The sequence below is a fragment of the Tabrizicola sp. BL-A-41-H6 genome (assembly GCF_050632395.1).
GTDB lineage: Bacteria > Pseudomonadota > Alphaproteobacteria > Rhodobacterales > Rhodobacteraceae > JAUYQR01.
The window spans coordinates 1,908,287-1,925,189 of the sequence record NZ_CP192600.1 but is presented as its reverse complement, the minus strand read 5'-3'; the positions used below and the strand labels follow the sequence as shown (position 1 = coordinate 1,925,189).

Sequence of the window (16,903 nt, the reverse complement as noted above, 5' to 3'; positions counted from 1 at the left end):
ACGACTGTCCGTAGCCTGACGATGCTAGACAGGGACTAGCCACCGTTGAAGTTGGACCTTGGGCCTATCCTGGTCGGCCGTGGCCCAGAGAAGGTGTGTTTGGCGAGGGTGCATGAGTGATCGCGGTGCTGTTCTCGTTTGCCTCACCAACATAATCGCGCTTGTGCTTTGCTGCGCGGTCGCACGAGCGGAAGACATCCGTCCCCGCGTTCTGACCATCGTGGAATCTGACAGCCGGCTTCCGCTTGTCCGCTCGATGCTAAACTCCATCGAAGCAGGGCTTGGCCCCGAAGTGACCGAGCAAGGCGAAGTCTACGTCGAATACCTCAATCTGCTGAATTTCGACCGCCCCGAAGAACGCGACCAAATGCGAGAGTTCCTGGCCACCCGCTATGGCGACAGGGCACTCTCCGCCGTTGCTGTTCTGGGCCCAAACGCGCTTGCTTTCATGCGCGACAACCGGGATGCCATCGCTCCGGGCGTTCCCATCGTCTACGGTGCGCTTAGCCGCGCCGCTTTGGACCAGGTCCTTGACGGCAAGGTCGAACCGGCGATGAGCGGGGTCACCAACGCCTTCGACCTGCCCGCGACGCTCGATCTTGCGCTTGGTCTTCAACGCGATGCGACCGAAATTGTCGTGGTCAGCGGATCGGCCCCGTTCGACCGACAATGGCGCGCCACCGCAGAAGAGGTGCTTGCCGACTACCCGACAGATCTGCCCGTCCGCTTCATCTCGGAAGCATCCTCCTCGGCAATCCTGGCCGAAGCCGCAGGATTCAATCCGCGCGCTGTCGTGCTGTACCTCACTGTTGTCATGGACGCCGACGGAAACCGCTTCATCCCCTCGCAATTCGCACGGTCCCTCGCTGCGGCCAGTCCCGCCCCGGTCTGGACAGTCTACGATACCATGCTTGGCACTGGCGTCGTCGGCGGACATGTCGAGAACCTCGACACGACCGGTCGCGCGATCGCGGCCATGCTGCGCACCGCGATCGACGGTGCCGAACTTCCTGCCCCGCAAGAAATCTCAGGGGCGCCCGCCGTTGATTGGCGGGCGATGCGGCGCCACGGCCTGAACGTTGACCTTTTGCCCGAAGGGACACGGATCCTTTATTACGAACCCTCGCTGTGGGAACGCTACCGCCTTTGGATCGTGGCCATTGGCGGGATCATCCTTGCGCAATCCGCCACCATTGCCGCCCTTGTGCTGCACCGCCGCCTTCTTGCCCGCTCGCACGCGACGCTTGCCTTGGAACGCGCGCAGCTTACCCACATTTCGCGAAACCTGCGCCTTGGCCAGTTGTCGGCCTCGCTCGCGCACGAGATCAACCAGCCGCTTGCCGCGATCCAAGCCAATGCCGATGCGGGTGTCCGTCTTGCAGGCCGTCCGTCGCCCGATCTTACCGAGATCAAGTCCATCTTCAGCGATATCACCAGCGACGTCGGCCGCGCCGCGGCGACCATCGCCAATCTGCGCCGCCTGATCGTCAAGGGTGAAACAACCTTCGACAAGGTTGACCTGAACGAGGCCGTTACCGCGACGCTGGCGTTGGCCGCCAACGAACTGTCTGCCTGCGGCGCGCAGATCCAGACCGACCTTGCCCCCGAACGGCTCGAGGTGCGCGGCAACGCGCCACAGTTGCAGCAGATCGTTCTCAACCTTGCGTTCAACGCGGCCGAAGCAATGGGTGACGTGCCCGAATCCGCCCGCATTGTTCGCGTGACAACAGCGCGCCAGCCTGATGGCAGCAGCACGCTCGCGGTCGCCGATGCCGGACCGGGCGTTCCCCCGGACAAGCGCGCCGACGTCTTTCGCCCGTTCGTTACCAGCAAGTCGAAGGGTTTGGGCGTCGGTCTTGCGATCTGCCGCAACATAGCCGAGGCGCATGGGGGAACCCTTGCTTTCACCGAACCTCAGGGCGGCGGCGCGCGCATCATGCTTACCCTACCCCCACCCGAGGTGGCTGCATGAGCGTGATATGGCTGGTGGATGACGATCCCGGAGTTCTGCGGGCGCTGCAACGGTTGCTCGTTTCTGAAGGTTTCGACACGCGCGCCTTCCCAGATGCGGATGCCTTCCTGAATTCCCATGATGCCTCCCTTCCCGGTTGCGCGCTGATCGACATCGGCCTGCCGGACCTCGACGGACTTGCGCTTCAGCGGCGTCTTGCCGCCGAGGGACGAGCATGCCAGATAATTTTCCTGACCGGGCAAGGCAGCATTCCGGCAGCGGTGCAGGCGATCCGCGGCGGTGCGGTCGATTTTCTGACCAAGCCGGTTGATGCCGAGACTTTGCTCGCCGCGATACGCGCTGCGCTGACACGAGACGCCGAAATTCGCTCGCACGAGGATGCAAGCGCGCACCAGCGCCTGCGGCTTGCCAGCCTTACCCCTCGGGAACGCGAAGTGATGGCCGAGGTCGCGTCGGGACGGCTTAACAAGCAGATCGCGATCCACCTTGGTGCGGCCGAAAAGACCATCAAGGTACATCGTGGCCGTGTGATGCAGAAGATGGGCGTCCGTTCGGTCGCTGAGCTGGTGACGGTCTACAACCGCCTCCGTGACGGCGGGGCTTTGTAAGCCTCATGTCCCACTTGCGCATGCATCGCAGACCGGTCGATGCTGACCGCGTGGTTCTGGGTGATCGGTCAATGGCATCGACTTGTATCTGGATAGTTGATGACGATCCGTCTGTTGGGCGGGCGCTAAGACGTGTGGTGCAATCGCTTGATGTGGACTGTGTCCTTTGTTCGTCGGGCGAAGAGCTGCTGTCGCGGATCGGGACGGCCCGGCCGACCTTTGTGCTGCTGGACTTCCACATGCCGAACACCTCGGGCGTTGATGCGCTGCGCAAGATGCGAGCACGCGGCATTGAGGTGCCGACAGTGATGATGACCGGCGTCGAGCGCGAGGGCAACCGCATGACGTGCCTTGCAGCAGGCGCCGCCGAGTTGCTTGCCAAGCCCGTCAGCATCCAGACGATCACGACCTTGCTCGACCGCTTCACCGGTCACGCCCCAGACGGAGCACCCTCATGACCGCGCCAGCAACCAGCATTCAGGCCCAGACCGACACCGACGCCCGCCCTGCGCGGCCGCCCCGTTTTCATCTTCTCGCAAAGCCTTCGGGCTCGACCTGCAACATCGACTGCACCTACTGCTTCTTTCTGTCGAAAGAGGCGCTTTATCCCAACAGCCGCAGCCGCATGTCCGACGAGACGCTGGACAGCTACATCCGCCAACTCCTCGAGTCGCACGACACGCCGGAAGTCACCGTCGCATGGCAGGGAGGCGAGCCCACGCTGATGCGGCTGGACTTCTTTCGCCGCGCGATCGAGGCTATCGAACGGCACCGCCAACCGGGCCAGACGATACACCAGACCTTCCAGACCAACGGACTGTTGATCGATGACGCCTGGGCTGCCTTCTTTCGCGAAAACGACATTCTCGTGGGCCTCTCGGTCGACGGGCCGAAGGATATTCACGACACCTACCGCAAGGATCGCCGCGGACAGGGGACCTTCGATCTTGTCATGCGCGGGCACGACCGGCTCAAGGCGCATGGGGTTCGCGTCAATATTCTGTGCACCGTCCACACCGCCAACCAGCATCGGGGACGCGAGGTGTACCAATTCTTCCGCGATACGCTTGGCGTGTCGTGGATGCAGTTCATCCCGATCATCGAACGCGCCACCGCCGAGACGCTGCCCATCGCCAACAAAGGCTGGAGCGAGACGCCCGGTGGTGACCGGTTGCTTTATACCCAGACCGGCGATCTGGTCACCGACCGTTCGGTCCTGCCTCGGGCCTACGGGCAGTTCCTGATCGACATCTACGAGGAGTGGCTTCGCAACGATGTTGGCAGCGTTTTCGTGCAAATGTTCGATGTCACGCTTGAGGCCTATTTCAATCGGCATCTTCTTTGCATCCATGCACCGACCTGCGGCTATGGACCGGCGCTTGAACATAACGGCGATGTCTACACCTGCGACCACTTCGTGGAACCGGCCTACAAGCTGGGCAACCTGCACGACACGCCCTTGGCCGACATGGTCGCCTCGGCGCAAATGCGCCGCTTCGGCCTCGACAAGCGCGACCGTCTGACGGGGCAGTGCCAAAGTTGCTCGGTCCGCCAGCTTTGCAATGGTGGCTGCCCGAAGGACCGCTTCATGGTCTCCCGCCGCGGCGAAAGCGGGCACAACTATCTGTGCGAGGGGTTGGAGTTGTTCTACGTCCACACCAAGCCCACCATGATGGCGATGGCACACCTGATCCGCAACGAGCGCGCGCCTGCCGAGATCATGGCGCTGGTTAGGGCCGAGGACGCCCGCCGTGGACCGAACTCGCCCTGCGCTTGCGGCAGCGGACGCGCATACGCGCGCTGCCACGGTGACAACAGCCAACGCCAAACTCCGTCAGGGACAGTGCAATGAACACAGGTTCGACATTCCGATCGTGTTATCCGGCACGTGGACACGGACCACCGTGACGCGGCCGTCGGTCAGGACCTCATCCCGACCGACGACCGGCACCTGTCACGCTTGTGGTGGGACCGCATCGTTTCATGCTCCACTATCATCAAAAGCCAGTCCGTGAGGCCACGCCAAGTTCGCGGTATGAGGAGGTTCGCTATGTTACGCCATCTGACCGTCGTCGGTACGCTGCTGCTGACCACAGGGTTCCCCTCGGGCCCCGCGTTTTCGCAAGACGCCGCCGATGCGCCAGCAGTCGCCGCGACGACGCCCGAAGGCGCCGGCCTCTTGACCGAGGCCGAACTGCAGAATCTGGTCGCGCCCGTTGCTCTTTTTCCAGACACGCTTCTGATCCAGATCCTCATCGCCGCATCGCAGCCTCTTGACATCATGAAGGCCGATCGCCTGCTTCTAGAAAACGACGGCGCAAGCGTCGACGAGCTGAAGCCGTTGATCGAGGCCGAAGGTTACGATGCCTCTGTGGCCGTTCTGGCCCAAGGGTTCCCCGACGTGCTTCACCGCATGGCGGCCAACATCGATTGGACCGAAACCGTAGGCGAAGCGATGCTCCTGCAATCCGATGATGTTCTGGCGGCTGTTCAGGTCATGCGGACACAGGCCATCAACACTGGCGCCCTCACCACCACCGAACAGCAGGTTGTGACGAAAAGCACGTCGGACAATTCGGTGGTCATCCAGCCAGCCAATCCGGCGGTCGTTTACGTGCCGCAGTACGATCCGGTTGTGGTCTACGATTCAGGCTTCAACGCCGGAGACGTCATAACCGCAGGACTGATCACCTGGGGCACCATCGCCATAATCGACGAGATCTTCGATGACGACGACGACTGGAACGATTACTGGGGCTGCCGCAACTGTGCCGGCTGGGGCGGCACGCCGATCATACGCAATCCCGACATCGACATCGACGTCGATGGCAATGTAAACATCGGCAACCAGATCAACATCGACCGCGACACCGTTCGCAACAAGGTTAACACCGGCGATATCAAGATCAGCGACAATGATCTGCGCGCTCGGGTCGAGACGGGCGATATCAGCAACACCGAACTTCGCAGCAAGATCAACAGCGGCGATATACAGATCGGCGATGACGATCTGCGGGCACGCATCGAAGCAGGCGACAAAGCCGGCTGGACACCGGACAACAGCAGCCGTGACGAAGCGCGCACCAAGCTCGAGACGAAGCGCAACTCGGCAGCGCTGCCGGTCGACCGTCCGCAGATTGGCGGGACAGATGATCTCAGGAACAAACTGTCTACCCAGAACGGGACAATCGACAGCTCGAAGCTTGGCACCTCGGCTGGCACATTGGCGAGCCGTCCGTCCCTGTCCCAAAGGCCGGAAACTGCAGACCGCAGCATGCAGAAGATCAAGGCCAAGACGCCCTCGGCAAAGCCGATCGCAGTGCCCAAAACGAATTCAAAGCCTGCACCCAAAGCTACTTCCGGACAGAAGGCCAAGGCCCCGCCCAAGATTGCCAAGTCCTCAACCGGACCAAAAGCCAAGGCGGCGTCCCAGCGCGGCAATGTAGCCCGCAAAAGGTAATTCAGGAGATAAAGCGATGCGTTTTGTTGTTCTCACCGCCGCTCTGTTCGCAAGCTCCACTGCGTTCGCAGCCGAAACCACGTACCCGACACCTCAAGATGCGCTGGACGCTCTCGCGGCGGCTCTCGGCACCGGTGACCCCGTGAACGTCGCCAAGGCCCTAGGGCCCGGAGCCGAGGAACTGACCGGCGCCGTTGCCGACAAGATCGAGGCAGGCGCGCTTGATGTCCTCCACGATGCCTGGAAACAGGGCTACCGCATGGTCACGCAAGATGATGGCAGCGTCATGGTCGAACTGGGCGCGGACGGCTGGCCGTTCCCGGTGCCGCTTGTCAAGGGAGACGGCGGTTGGGCGTTCGACATCAAGGCTGGCGCCGAGGAAATCGCCGCCCGGGAAATCGGGGGCAATGAGCTTGACGCTCTGGACCTGATCGCTGCCTACGGGGCTATACAAGCGCTGTTCCGTCTTGAAGATCATGATGCCGACGGCGTGATGGAATTCGCGTCGTCGATCATCTCGCCCCCCGGCACCCGATCCGGTCTGTATTGGACCGGCGAAGACAGCCCGGTCGGTGACCGCGCCGCCCGAGCAAGCCTTGACGGCTTTCTTGAAGCGGGCGGCGAAGGCACCGGTCACGAGCCGTATTCGGGGTACTATTTCCGGGTGCTGAACGGCCAGACCGCCGCGGCCCCCGGCGGAGAGATGTCCTACATGCAGGGCGACAACATGGTGGCCGGACACGCCTTGCTCGCGGTGCCCGCAGAGTATGGCGTAAGCGCCGTGAAGACCTTCCTCGTGAACGAAGCCGGCATGGTCTGGGAGGCCGATCTTGGCGAGAGCACGCTCGACACTGCCTACGATATCCAGGCTCTCGATCCCGATCCGGCGAAGGGATGGACGCTGGTGAAAGCGCAGACGGGCGACTGAAAGATCGGCACGCGGTTTGGGGTGTCGCGCGACACCCCGCCGCCAGCGCCGCCCTATCGCGCTATGGCCACCATTGCTGCAACCACTGCCGCTCGTGCAAACGTGATGATCTGCTAGGGGGCGCGGCAGCTATAGTCCGCGTTGATCCTCGGATCAACCGAAGAAGGACCGCGCGACATGCTGACCAGACGCCATTTCCTGATGAAAGGCGGTGTGCTCTTTTCAACCGCCCTCGCCATGCCGGCATCTGCACAGACCGCGCCGCAATGGGACGCCTGGGACGCGGAGGTTACGCCGCCGGGCTATGATCCGGCCACATCGAACCCTTGGGGCCTGCATCCGCGTCTGCTTCCTACCCGGGTCGAGGCCAAGGACGGCCTGCGCACCGGCGACATCCACGTCGATGCAATCGCGCGCTACCTTTACCATGTGCAACCGGATGGGTCGGCGATGCGCTACGGCGTGGCGATCGGACGAGGCGGGCTTTACGAGCCGGGTATGTTCACTATCGGGCGCAAGGCAAAGTGGCCGCGCTGGACGCCGACCGCCGCGATGATCGAACGCGAACCCGAGATCTACGCGCAATACATCAAGGGGATGGACCCGGGGCCGGGCAACGCGCTTGGCTCGCGCGCGCTTTATCTCTTCGACGGCAGCCGCGACACCATGCTGCGCATCCACGGCACCCCCTACCCCAGGTCAATCGGCTGGCGGGCAAGTTCAGGCTGCGTGCGGATGGTCATGGCGCATATCATCGGGCTCTACGATCAGGTCGAAACCGGCGCGACGGCCCATCTTTACCCAGCCGAAGAAGGCATCGGCGCGCGAAGCTGACGGCCCCCTCAGCCCGCGCTGGTGCAGATCGGCTTGCCTTCCGGCGTGCGCAAGGGCAGCAAGGTCCGTTCCACCGGGCCGTCATGCTCATACCAGTAGCAGCCGTCTTCGGGCCGCAAGCGGGCGGTGGCAAGATCCTGCCAAGGCGCAGCAACCGCAACCACCGCTTCGGGCAAGGGTGGCAGGGCGGCGGCCCCATCTTCACCCGCTGGCCCCGTGGCGGGTGCCACGCAGCCCGCCAGCAGCGCGGCTGCCATGCCGAACTGAAACTGCCGAATGATCGTCATCCAACGCCTCCCTCTGTCATGTACTTGGCCTACCAACGCCCGAGTGCCGGTTTCGATGCCGTGAGGGCGCGATACGCCTCAGTGATCCGCAAAATGCACCGGTGCCGAAAGGCCGAAGACCTCGCATGCCGACCGCCCTGCGGCCAACGCGCTGATCCAGCCGGTTTCGCGGGAAAGCTTTGCTTCCGCGTCCCCAATGCGGTGGCGAATGGTGGCGGGGGTCAGCGCCACCAACCCGTCATCGTCACCGATCAAAAGATCCCCCGGCGACACGAGGCAGCCCCCAACCACAACCGGCAGGTTGACTGCACCCCGGTCGGCTCCGGTCGGGCCGCGCGGCGTCATCCAGCGGGCAAAGACCGAAAAATCATCCCAACAGGCAAGCGTGCCGGTATCGCGCACCGCCCCGTCGCAGATCAGCCCCGCGACGCCCTTGGCCCGCAGATGACCCGACAAGATATCGCCGATCATCGCCGTGTCGCGATGGCCGCCCGCGTCGATCACCAGCACCTGCCCCGCCTTGATCACGTCAAGCGCGTGCAAGACCGCGCCAAAGTCGGGCGCGTCGCAGCGCACCGTCACGGCACGCCCGAACAGCTTCGGTTGGCTGCCAGCAGGACGAAGCGGCCTGATCGCCGGGTCGATCTGCCCGGCGTCATGCCCAAGATCGACGGCCACCGCGACCGGAACCGCACGCCAGCGCTCGGTTTCTGCTTCCGTCAACGCCTGGGGCGGCGGGGTGTGGATGATGACAGACATCGGTGCCCTTTCGGATTACACGGAAAATTCGGATTTCAGCGCCCTGCCAAGGGCTTCGATGCCGCAGTTGATGTCGGCTTCGGACGGTGCGGAAAAGTTCAGCCGCGCGTGGTTCGGGCGCTGGGACACGGGAAAGAACGTGGCGCCCGGCACATAGGCCACCCGCGCGCGCGGCAGGGCCACATCGCGCATGAAGGCCGTGGCATCAAAGCCGTCGGGAAACGTCGCCCAGGTGAAAAGCCCGCCGTCCGGGTCGGTGACGCTGACCTCTTGCGGAAAATGCTGGCGGATCGCGTCCAGCATCGTCGCCTTCTTCTGCCGGTAAGCCTTGCGCAGCGTCCCGATATGCGCGGCCAGATCATAGCGGTCCAGAAAAAGGCTCGCCGCAGCCATGTTCAGCGTTGAGGTCTGGGTGTCGGCCGCAACCTTCAGGCACCCCATGCGCATCAGCGAAGCCGGGGCCGCGACGGCCCAACCGATCCGCAGCGCCGGGACCAGAACCTTGGAAAAGCTGCCGAGGTGGATCACGCGCCCCTCGGTATCCAGCGATTTCAGCGTGGGCAGGCTTTCGCCCGCAAACCGGATCTGGCGGTAGGGAGTGTCTTCCAGCACGATCAGATCGTGGTCATTGGCAAGTGCGATCAACGCATGCCGCCGCGCCAGTGACAGCGTGACGCCGGTGGGGTTCTGGAAATCCGGCACCGTGTAGATCATCCGCGCCCGCGGATTGGCACGCAACACTTCTGCAAGGCGGTCGGTCTGCATCCCCTCTGCGTCCACCGGAACTGTCGCATAGCGCGGCTGGCTTGGCGCAAAGGCGATCAGCGCGCCAAGGAAGGTCGGGTCTTCGGTGACGATCACATCTCCGGGGTCGACCAGCATCCGCGCGGCAAAATCCAAGCCTTGCTGCGAGCCTTGCAGGATCAGCACATCATCGGCAGTGCACAGCGTTCCATCCGCGCGCATCAACCCGGCGATCTGTTCGCGCAGGCGCGGCAGTCCGTTCGACGGCGCATATTGCATCGCTGCGCCACCGGGGGCGTGGATCACCTCGTGGAAAACGGCGTCCAGTTGATCCTTGGGAAACAGGGTGGCATCGGGATAGCCGCCGCCAAACGAGATGATTGCCGGGTCAGCGCCCAAGGCAAGCAACTCGCCGATCGCCGAAGGCTGGACGTCCGCCATACGCTGGGCAAATCTGGGGGTCATATTCGATCCTGCAGCAACATCCCTCGCAGGTGACATGCATGCGCGCCGGGTTGCAAGGCCGGTCAATACCCTCGGCCTGACCGGTCAGCCAGACATTGCCGCCAAGGCAACGGGCAAAGGCTCCAGCGCTGCCACTTCGCGCCGGAACGATGGCGTATCGCCGGCATCATCGACGGTGTCGATCTCTTCAGCAAAGCGCCGTCCGGCATAGGTTGCCCAGGCAATCGGGCCCGGGGCAGCGGCATCTCCGATCAGCTTCACCGACAGGACACCGGCATCGGCCCAGTCGGCCCGCCGCGCCCGCAAATCCTGATAAAGCCCGTCATGCGGACTGCGCGAGGTTACCATCACCACGGCATCGGCGCGCATCTGAACCTCAGCTCCGGTCCAGACGCACGCCACGGTGACCTCGGCCTTGCCGATCCGGTCGGGCACCTTGCCGGTCTGGACCTTCACGCCCAGTTCCAGCAACCGGCGCATGATGATCGCCTGTTCCAGCGTGTTTTCCGACCATTCGGCCACCTTGGCGGCCGGCGTGAAGAAATCGACCGCACAGCCGCGCGCGACCAGCACCTCGGCGATGACCGACCCCATGTAGAAATGGTCGTCATCGTAAAGCGCCACACGCCCACCCTGCGGTCCTCCGCCTGCCATGATGTCGTCGGGGCAGAAAACCGGCATCGCCGGATCGGTCGGGATCGGATGCAGGTGAAACCGCGCAACCGCATCGCGCCGCCATGAAGCGCCCGTCGCGATGGCCACATGCTGCGCGCCCATCGCCAGCACGTCATCGGCGGTCAGGCGGCTTTCCCGGTAAATTTCCGCGTTCACCAGCGGGGCCAGCTGCCCGGTCCTGAAATCCGCGACCCGCCCCCAGGCGGACAGTCCCGGCAGCAGACGCTCTCGCGCGACCCGGCCGCCCAGCGTGGCGGAGGCCTCGGCAAGGGTGACGTGGTATCCGCGCTTGGCTGACTGCAGCGCTGCCTCAAGCCCGCTTGGGCCCGCCCCGACGATCAGCACCGTTTCAGACGCGCCCTTTGGCCGGGCGCGTTCCGGATGCCAGCCCTTGCGCCACTCCTCCATGAAGGCCGTGTTCTGGGTGCAGCGTGAGATGCCGCCGGTCATGTCGCCCGACACGCAGATGTTGCAGCCGATGCACTCGCGGATGTCGTCGAACCGGCCTTCCTCGATTTTCTTCGGCAAGAAAGGATCGGCGATCGACGGCCGCGCCGCGCCGATGAAATCAAGGATGCCCGATCTGATCTGCCGCACCATCGCGTCGGCACTGGTGAATCGCCCTACTCCGACCACCGGCCTTGGCGTGAGTGCCTTGATCCCCAGGACCAGATCTTCCTGCGCCCCCTCCGGCTTGAACCGCGAAGTGCCGGAACAGGCCTCCCAGGTTCCTTGCGCCAAATCCCAGATATCGGGCAATTCCGCGTGCATCTCGATGAAATCGCGCACCTCGGCGTTGGAAAACCCGAACGAGCCTGCCTCGTGCAGCGACAGGCGCAGCGATATCGCCAACTCGCCCTTCGTCTCCTCGCGCGCCTCCTCGACGATCTCGCGCAGAAAGCGGGATCGGTTCTCGAGACTGCCGCCGTATTCGTCGGTGCGCTGGTTGGTCGCCCGCGACAGAAAATGCTGCAAGATCCCGAAGCCATGTGCGCCGTAAAGGCAGATCAGGTCGAAGCCCGCGGTCTGGCTGCGGCGAAACGCGTTGCGGAACCAGCGGCGCAGATTGCGGATGTCCTCGCGGTCCATCGTCCGCGCCTGCACAGGGTCAGAGGTAAAGGTCAGGATCGGGCCGCCCGACACGGCCAGCGGCACCTCGCGGCTGTAAAGGTTCGGCCCGTTGATCCCGGAATAGGCAAGCTGGATGCCCGCCAGCGCGCCATGCGATTTCATCGCATCCGCCATCGCGGCCAACGCCGGGATGTCCTTGTCCTCCCACAGGTGCTGTTCGATGAACGGCGTGATTTCCGATGTCGGATGAATTTCCGTCTGCTCGGTGAAAATCACACCCCAGCCGCCCTCGGCCTTGGTCCGCCGCATCTCGGCCACTGCCGAGGGGTCGCGGTAGCCGCCACCGTTGCAATGCGGCACCTGAAAAAACCGGTTCTTCGCCAGTTTCGGCCCGATCCGCATCGGTTCGAACAAGATGTCGTAACGGCTGTCCCGGCTATCCTTTGGCATCTTCAGACCGCCCTGAAATCGGCAAGCTGGCTGGACAGGCGGCTAGTGTCCGGGTCCGGCAGGTCCGCGATCAGCAAGGCGGGGCCGTCGCCCGCCAGGGCGAGCACCTCGCCATGAGGTCCGGTGATCTGGCTGCCGCCGGTATAGGTCAGGTCACCCTCGGTCCCGCAATAATTCGCATAGACGATGGCAACCCCATGGTTGGCGGCCATCGCAGGAACGGTGACGCGCGGCACATGCGTGAACGGCATCATGTTGGCGGTGGGCACGAAGACCAGCCGCACACCAGCCTCGGCCAAGGCCCGGACATGCGGCGCGAATTCAATGTCATAGCAGATAAGGAGCGCTGCTTTCTGGCCGTCGACGGCAAAGGTCACATACCCGCTTCCCGGTGCGTAAAGCGCCTTTTCCCGCGGTCCGTAAAGCTGCAACTTGCGATAGTTCGCCACCTCTGCGCCCGTGCCATCAAGACAAACAGCGCTGTTCCACACCCTGCCCTCCGACCGTTCGGCATAGCCCATCACCAAAGCGCATCCGGTCTCGCGGCAGGCGGCTCGCAGCCTGTGCATCGAAGGGGAATCCCGTCCGATTGCGCCGCCGGGAATGTCGGCATGATTGTAGCCCGGCAGAAACACCTCCGGCACGGTCAATACCTTGGCCGCAACCGCAGCGGCGGCACGAAGTGCTGCCTCGATTGCCGCACAGGCGGCGTCGATGTCCCCCGCCGGGGACGGGCTTTGCAGGACAGCAAGGCGCATTCGAAATCCTTTTCCGAACACCCGTCGCGCCAGCGCTGGCGCGACGGGCAAAGTCAGGTCACTTTTTCAGGTTGATCCAGATCGCGTCGTAAAGCTGTTGGGTGGCATCGTCGCAGACCTGCGCAAAAACGCCCGGTGCGGCATCCGCCGGCGGGTTGTTTTCCGGGCTGGTGCGGATGGCCTCGTCAAGGAACGGCTCCACTCCGGTCACGCCCGAGGTGTAGGCCGCGTAGTTGGTGACCGCCGCCGCGTTTTCCGGCACCAGCAGGAAGTTCATGAACTTGATCGCGTTGTCGCGGTTCGGCGCATCCTTCAGCAGCACCACGTTGTCCATCCACAGGACATGGCCTTCCTTGGGGTAGCTGTATTCGACGTTCGCGCCTTCCGCCCGGGCCTTGGCCGAAAAGCCGTTGTAGATCATCCCCGCCGCTGCATCGCCCGACACCAGCACGTCCTTTGCCGTATCCGACCCAAAGCTTGCCCAGTGCTGCTTGGCCTCGACCAGCATGTCCGACAGCGCTTTCAACTGCTCGCGGTCGGTGGTGCATTGCGGGATGCCCAGATAAAGTGACCCAAGGATCAGCACCTCGTTCTGGCTGTCCAGCACGTTGATCTTGCCCTTCAACTCGTCCGGCGGGTTGAAGATGATGCCAAGGCTGGAGATATCGCCCTTGTACACATCCCGGTTCACCGCAAACGAGGTCGACCCCCACTGATACGGGATCGAGGATTTGCGGCCGGGATCGAACGGCACATCCAGCCACTGTGGAGCGATGTTTCCGATATTGGTCATCTCTTCGGGGGTGAACGTGTCCAGCATCCCGTCGCGGCGCATGATGTCGACCATGAAATCCGCAGGTACCGCCACGTCATACTGGCCCAGCTTGCCCGCCTTCAGCGAGGCCAGCATCGCCTCGTTGCTGTCATAGGTGTCGATCGTCACCTTGATCCCGGTCTCGGCGGTGAATTTGTCGACCAGTTCCTGCGGCATGTATTCGAACCAGTGATAGACCGAAAGCGTGCCCTCGGCACTGGCGGCCCCTGCCGCAAGGCAAAGGATGGAGGTGGTTACAAAAAGGCGTTTCATGGCAGTCTCCCGTGTTGGCGGCTCTAGCGGCCCTTGCGATTGATCAGGTAGGAAAGCGTGACGAAAAGGATGGATACGGCCAGCATCAGCGTCGAAATCGCCATGATGTTCGGCTTGATCCCCTGCTTGACCGACCCGAATATCGCGGTCGGCAGGGTCTCCATCCCGGCACCCTTGACGAAGTTGGTAATGATGAAGTCGTCCAGACTGATGATGAATGCGAGCAGGTAGCCAGACACCACGCCCGGTGCCATCAAGGGCAGCAGCACAAGGTAGAACGACTGAGCGCGCGTGGCATAAAGATCCCGCGCCGCCGCCTCGTAGCTGCCGTCGATGCCCTGCAGGCGTGCGGCGATGGGCAGATAGGCAAAGGGGATGCAAAACGTGATGTGGGCGATCAGGATGGTCAGATAGCCGGTGGTGAAGCCGATCATCGTGAAGAAGATCAATGTCGCCACCGCGGTCACGATTTCCGGCACCATCAACGGCAGGTTTATCAGCGCAAATGTCAGTGACCGGCCCTTGAACTTGCCCGCCCGCAGCATCGCAAGAGCGGCGGCGGTGGCGATCGCGGTTGCGATGGTCGCGGCCAGAAAGGCGATGGTCAGCGAATTCCAGGCCGCAGCCCTAAACCGCGGCGCCTCCGGCCCACTGAAGACATCGACATACCACCGAAGCGACACCCCGCCCCAACTGGTGATCGAAGGGGAATCGTTGAACGAATACGCCGTCACCACAACCAGCGGCGCATAAAGCACGATCAGGCAAAGCACCGTCACGGCAAGGAAACCGGGGTAGTGGCGAACCGACCGCAATGCCATCAGCGCGCCTCCTGTCGGGCGGCGCTGCGCGCATAGATCAAAAGCAGGATAAGTACGAGGCTCATCAGGATCATCGAAACCGCAGCCCCGAACGGCCAGTTGCCAAGCGATTTCTTGAACTGCTCTTCGATGAGCGAACCGATCATGAAGTTCTTCGCCCCACCCAGCAGGTTCGGCGCCAGAAACGCCCCCAGCGACGGGATGAAGACCAACAGGCACCCCGCGATGATCCCCGGCTTCACGATCGGCAACACGATCTCGCGCAGCGTCACCCAGCGCGTGGCATAAAGGTCAACCGCGGCCTCGGACCAGGTGAAGTTGTAGCGTTCGACGGCGGCATAGATCGGCAGCACCATGAACGGCAGATAGCTGTAGAACAGCCCCAACTGTACGGCGAAGTCGGTGTTGATCAGCGCCAGCGGCTCCGAGATCAGCCCAGCCCCCATCAGGGCATCGTTCAACGGGCCGTTCTCGCGGATCAGGAACCTTAGCGACACCGTACGGATCAAGAGGTTCACCCAATAAGGCACCGTCACCAGAAACAGCCAGACGCCGCGGGTTTCGGGGGGCCGGGTGGCGATGAACCAGGCGGTCGGAAAGCCGATCAGCAGGCAGAGCACCGTGGCGATTGCCGCCTGAATGATGGACCGGCCAAACACGGATAGATAGGTCCATTCCAGCGTCGGCGGCTCGTCTCCGAACAGGCCCCGATGCACGAAGAACTGGTCATAGGCCGCCAGCGAGAAATCCCAGATCACCCCGCCGCGCATTTCCTTTGTCAGAAAGGAATAGACCGCCATCAAGGCCACGGGCAGAACCAGAAATACCCCGATCATCACCCATGTCGGCAGCAGCAGCGGCACCCGCGCGCTGCGGTAGGTGGTTTCGGTGCTGCCGCCGCTGTCCGGCGCGCCCCCCGCCATCAGTCTGCCAGAAGGCGCGCCGCGCCTTCCTCCAAATACAGGCCGACGCGGGTTCCGGGGCTGGGCACCACGGTTCGCGCGGCGTTCTGGATGCGAACCTGCATCGGCGTGCCGCCCTCCAGCCGAACCATCACCTGCAAATCGGTGCCAAGATAGACCACCTCTTCGACCACCGCCTGCATCCCTGCACCCTCGGGCCCCAGCGTTACCCGTTCCGGCCGGATTGAAAGGTTGTGCCGCCCCTTCTCGGTCGTCGCGCTGGAGCAGGTCACCCGCTGCCCCCCAGGCAGGATCACCTCGGCCTGATCGCCTGCGATTGCCGCAACCTCGACCTCCAGCAAGTTCGTCTCCCCGATGAAATCGGCTACGAACCGGTTCACCGGGGTTTCATAAATTTCGCGCGGTGTGCCGATCTGCTGCACCCGCCCCGCACTCATCACCGCGATGCGGTTCGACATCGTCAGGGCTTCTTCCTGATCGTGCGTCACGAAGATGAAAGTGATGCCGGTGCCTTGCTGCAACTGCTTCAATTCCATTCGCATCGCCTGACGCAGCTTCAGATCCAGAGCGGACAGCGGTTCGTCCAGCAGCAAGACCTTCGGCTCCGGCGCCAGCGCCCGCGCCAGTGCCACCCGCTGCTGTTGTCCGCCAGAGAGCTGCGCGGGCAGCCGGTCGGCGAAATCGCTCAGATGCACCATCTCAAGCATTTCACCGGCCCGGGCGCGCCGTTTCGGCAACGTCCAGCCCTTCATCTTCAATCCGAAGGCCACATTGTCGATCACTGACATATGTGGAAACAGCGCGTATTGCTGGAACACGGTGTTGACCGGGCGCAGGTTCGGCTCAAGCGACGCAATGTTCTGGCCGAACAGCAATATCTCGCCGCCCGAGACCTCTTCGAACCCGGCCATCAGCCGCAAAAGCGTGGTCTTGCCACAGCCCGACGGACCCAGCAGCGTGAAGAACTCGTTGTCACGGATCGACAGGGAAACGCCGTGCAGCGCGGTGAACGTGCCGAAAACCTTCGTCACCTTGCGGATGTCAACGGCATTGGTCATCGC

Annotated in this window: 16 protein-coding genes; 7 read left to right on the top strand and 9 right to left on the bottom strand. The window is 63.2% G+C overall.

All coding sequences use genetic code 11. The features are described 5' to 3' along the window. The first annotated feature begins 112 nt into the window (after window positions 1-112). From ACROUL_RS09470 to ACROUL_RS09440, 7 genes are all read left to right on the top strand, one after another. Window positions 113-1,972 (top strand): ATP-binding protein, encoded by a 1,860-nt coding sequence (locus ACROUL_RS09470; RefSeq protein ID WP_431299248.1) that lies wholly within the window; start codon window positions 113-115, stop codon window positions 1,970-1,972. Next, window positions 1,969-2,580 (top strand): response regulator transcription factor, encoded by a 612-nt coding sequence (locus ACROUL_RS09465; protein ID WP_431299247.1) that lies wholly within the window; start codon window positions 1,969-1,971, stop codon window positions 2,578-2,580. Before ACROUL_RS09470 ends, ACROUL_RS09465 begins: the two co-directional genes overlap by 4 nt. Window positions 2,581-2,585: 5 nt before the next feature. Further along, a complete protein-coding gene (locus ACROUL_RS09460) occupies window positions 2,586-3,038 on the top strand; it encodes a response regulator (protein ID WP_431299246.1) in 453 nt (150 codons plus the stop codon). After that, window positions 3,035-4,432 carry an anaerobic sulfatase maturase gene (locus ACROUL_RS09455; protein ID WP_431299245.1) on the top strand — a complete coding sequence of 466 codons (1,398 nt, stop codon included), beginning with the start codon at window positions 3,035-3,037 and terminating at the stop codon, window positions 4,430-4,432. The genes ACROUL_RS09460 and ACROUL_RS09455 overlap by 4 nt, the downstream gene beginning before the upstream one ends. 198 nt (window positions 4,433-4,630) lie before the next feature. Beyond that, the gene (locus ACROUL_RS09450) at window positions 4,631-6,040 is read left to right on the top strand and encodes a DUF3300 domain-containing protein (RefSeq protein ID WP_431299244.1); all 1,410 of its coding nucleotides are present in this window, start codon (window positions 4,631-4,633) and stop codon (window positions 6,038-6,040) included. Window positions 6,041-6,056: 16 nt separating this feature from the next. Next, window positions 6,057-6,968, top strand: coding sequence for a DUF2950 family protein (locus ACROUL_RS09445; protein WP_431299243.1), 912 nt, complete (start codon window positions 6,057-6,059; stop codon window positions 6,966-6,968). A 177-nt stretch (window positions 6,969-7,145) separates the two neighbouring features. After that, a complete protein-coding gene (locus tag ACROUL_RS09440; protein ID WP_431299242.1) occupies window positions 7,146-7,802 on the top strand; it encodes a L,D-transpeptidase in 657 nt (218 codons plus the stop codon). An 8-nt stretch (window positions 7,803-7,810) separates the two neighbouring features. Here the strand turns inward: ACROUL_RS09440 and ACROUL_RS09435 are convergent, their stop codons facing one another. The 9 genes from ACROUL_RS09435 to ACROUL_RS09395 form a co-directional block, all read right to left on the bottom strand. Then, the gene (locus ACROUL_RS09435) at window positions 7,811-8,089 is read right to left on the bottom strand and encodes a hypothetical protein (RefSeq protein WP_431299241.1); all 279 of its coding nucleotides are present in this window, start codon (window positions 8,087-8,089) and stop codon (window positions 7,811-7,813) included. 78 nt (window positions 8,090-8,167) lie between these two features. Further along, on the bottom strand, window positions 8,168-8,848 hold the full coding sequence (locus ACROUL_RS09430) for an RraA family protein (protein WP_431299240.1): 681 nt from the start codon (window positions 8,846-8,848) through the stop codon (window positions 8,168-8,170). Window positions 8,849-8,863: 15 nt separating this feature from the next. Continuing rightward, window positions 8,864-10,057, bottom strand: a complete 1,194-nt coding sequence (locus tag ACROUL_RS09425; protein ID WP_431299239.1) for a PLP-dependent aminotransferase family protein — start codon at window positions 10,055-10,057, stop codon at window positions 8,864-8,866. An 84-nt stretch (window positions 10,058-10,141) separates the two neighbouring features. Further along, the gene (locus ACROUL_RS09420; protein WP_431299238.1) at window positions 10,142-12,253 is read right to left on the bottom strand and encodes an NAD(P)-binding protein; all 2,112 of its coding nucleotides are present in this window, start codon (window positions 12,251-12,253) and stop codon (window positions 10,142-10,144) included. Between the two features lie 2 nt (window positions 12,254-12,255). Beyond that, window positions 12,256-13,011: a nitrilase-related carbon-nitrogen hydrolase gene (locus tag ACROUL_RS09415; protein WP_431299237.1), complete on the bottom strand. Its 756-nt coding sequence runs from the start codon at window positions 13,009-13,011 to the stop codon at window positions 12,256-12,258. Between the two features lie 58 nt (window positions 13,012-13,069). Further along, complete coding sequence (locus ACROUL_RS09410; RefSeq protein ID WP_431299236.1) at window positions 13,070-14,098, bottom strand: extracellular solute-binding protein; 1,029 nt, start codon at window positions 14,096-14,098, stop codon at window positions 13,070-13,072. 23 nt (window positions 14,099-14,121) lie between these two features. Continuing rightward, a complete protein-coding gene (locus ACROUL_RS09405) occupies window positions 14,122-14,919 on the bottom strand; it encodes an ABC transporter permease (protein WP_431299235.1) in 798 nt (265 codons plus the stop codon). Further along, window positions 14,919-15,842 (bottom strand): ABC transporter permease, encoded by a 924-nt coding sequence (locus ACROUL_RS09400; protein WP_431299234.1) that lies wholly within the window; start codon window positions 15,840-15,842, stop codon window positions 14,919-14,921. Before ACROUL_RS09400 ends, ACROUL_RS09405 begins: the two co-directional genes overlap by 1 nt. Continuing rightward, on the bottom strand, window positions 15,842-16,900 hold the full coding sequence (locus ACROUL_RS09395) for an ABC transporter ATP-binding protein (RefSeq protein WP_431299233.1): 1,059 nt from the start codon (window positions 16,898-16,900) through the stop codon (window positions 15,842-15,844). Before ACROUL_RS09395 ends, ACROUL_RS09400 begins: the two co-directional genes overlap by 1 nt. Window positions 16,901-16,903 lie beyond the last annotated feature (3 nt).

Excerpts from the sequence above, each read along its gene's own strand:
- ACROUL_RS09470 (WP_431299248.1), top strand. The coding sequence starts at position 113 with ATGAGTGATCGCGGTGCTGTTCTCGTTTGCCTCACCAACATAATCGCG.
- ACROUL_RS09465 (WP_431299247.1), top strand. The coding sequence starts at position 1,969 with ATGAGCGTGATATGGCTGGTGGATGACGATCCCGGAGTTCTGCGGGCG.
- ACROUL_RS09460 (WP_431299246.1), top strand. The coding sequence starts at position 2,586 with ATGTCCCACTTGCGCATGCATCGCAGACCGGTCGATGCTGACCGCGTG.
- ACROUL_RS09455 (WP_431299245.1), top strand. The coding sequence starts at position 3,035 with ATGACCGCGCCAGCAACCAGCATTCAGGCCCAGACCGACACCGACGCC.
- ACROUL_RS09450 (WP_431299244.1), top strand. The coding sequence starts at position 4,631 with ATGTTACGCCATCTGACCGTCGTCGGTACGCTGCTGCTGACCACAGGG.
- ACROUL_RS09445 (WP_431299243.1), top strand. The coding sequence starts at position 6,057 with ATGCGTTTTGTTGTTCTCACCGCCGCTCTGTTCGCAAGCTCCACTGCG.
- ACROUL_RS09440 (WP_431299242.1), top strand. The coding sequence starts at position 7,146 with ATGCTGACCAGACGCCATTTCCTGATGAAAGGCGGTGTGCTCTTTTCA.
- ACROUL_RS09435 (WP_431299241.1), bottom strand. The coding sequence starts at position 8,089 with ATGACGATCATTCGGCAGTTTCAGTTCGGCATGGCAGCCGCGCTGCTG.
- ACROUL_RS09430 (WP_431299240.1), bottom strand. The coding sequence starts at position 8,848 with ATGTCTGTCATCATCCACACCCCGCCGCCCCAGGCGTTGACGGAAGCA.
- ACROUL_RS09425 (WP_431299239.1), bottom strand. The coding sequence starts at position 10,057 with ATGACCCCCAGATTTGCCCAGCGTATGGCGGACGTCCAGCCTTCGGCG.
- ACROUL_RS09420 (WP_431299238.1), bottom strand. The coding sequence starts at position 12,253 with ATGCCAAAGGATAGCCGGGACAGCCGTTACGACATCTTGTTCGAACCG.
- ACROUL_RS09415 (WP_431299237.1), bottom strand. The coding sequence starts at position 13,011 with ATGCGCCTTGCTGTCCTGCAAAGCCCGTCCCCGGCGGGGGACATCGAC.
- ACROUL_RS09410 (WP_431299236.1), bottom strand. The coding sequence starts at position 14,098 with ATGAAACGCCTTTTTGTAACCACCTCCATCCTTTGCCTTGCGGCAGGG.
- ACROUL_RS09405 (WP_431299235.1), bottom strand. The coding sequence starts at position 14,919 with ATGGCATTGCGGTCGGTTCGCCACTACCCCGGTTTCCTTGCCGTGACG.
- ACROUL_RS09400 (WP_431299234.1), bottom strand. The coding sequence starts at position 15,842 with ATGGCGGGGGGCGCGCCGGACAGCGGCGGCAGCACCGAAACCACCTAC.
- ACROUL_RS09395 (WP_431299233.1), bottom strand. The coding sequence starts at position 16,900 with ATGACCAATGCCGTTGACATCCGCAAGGTGACGAAGGTTTTCGGCACG.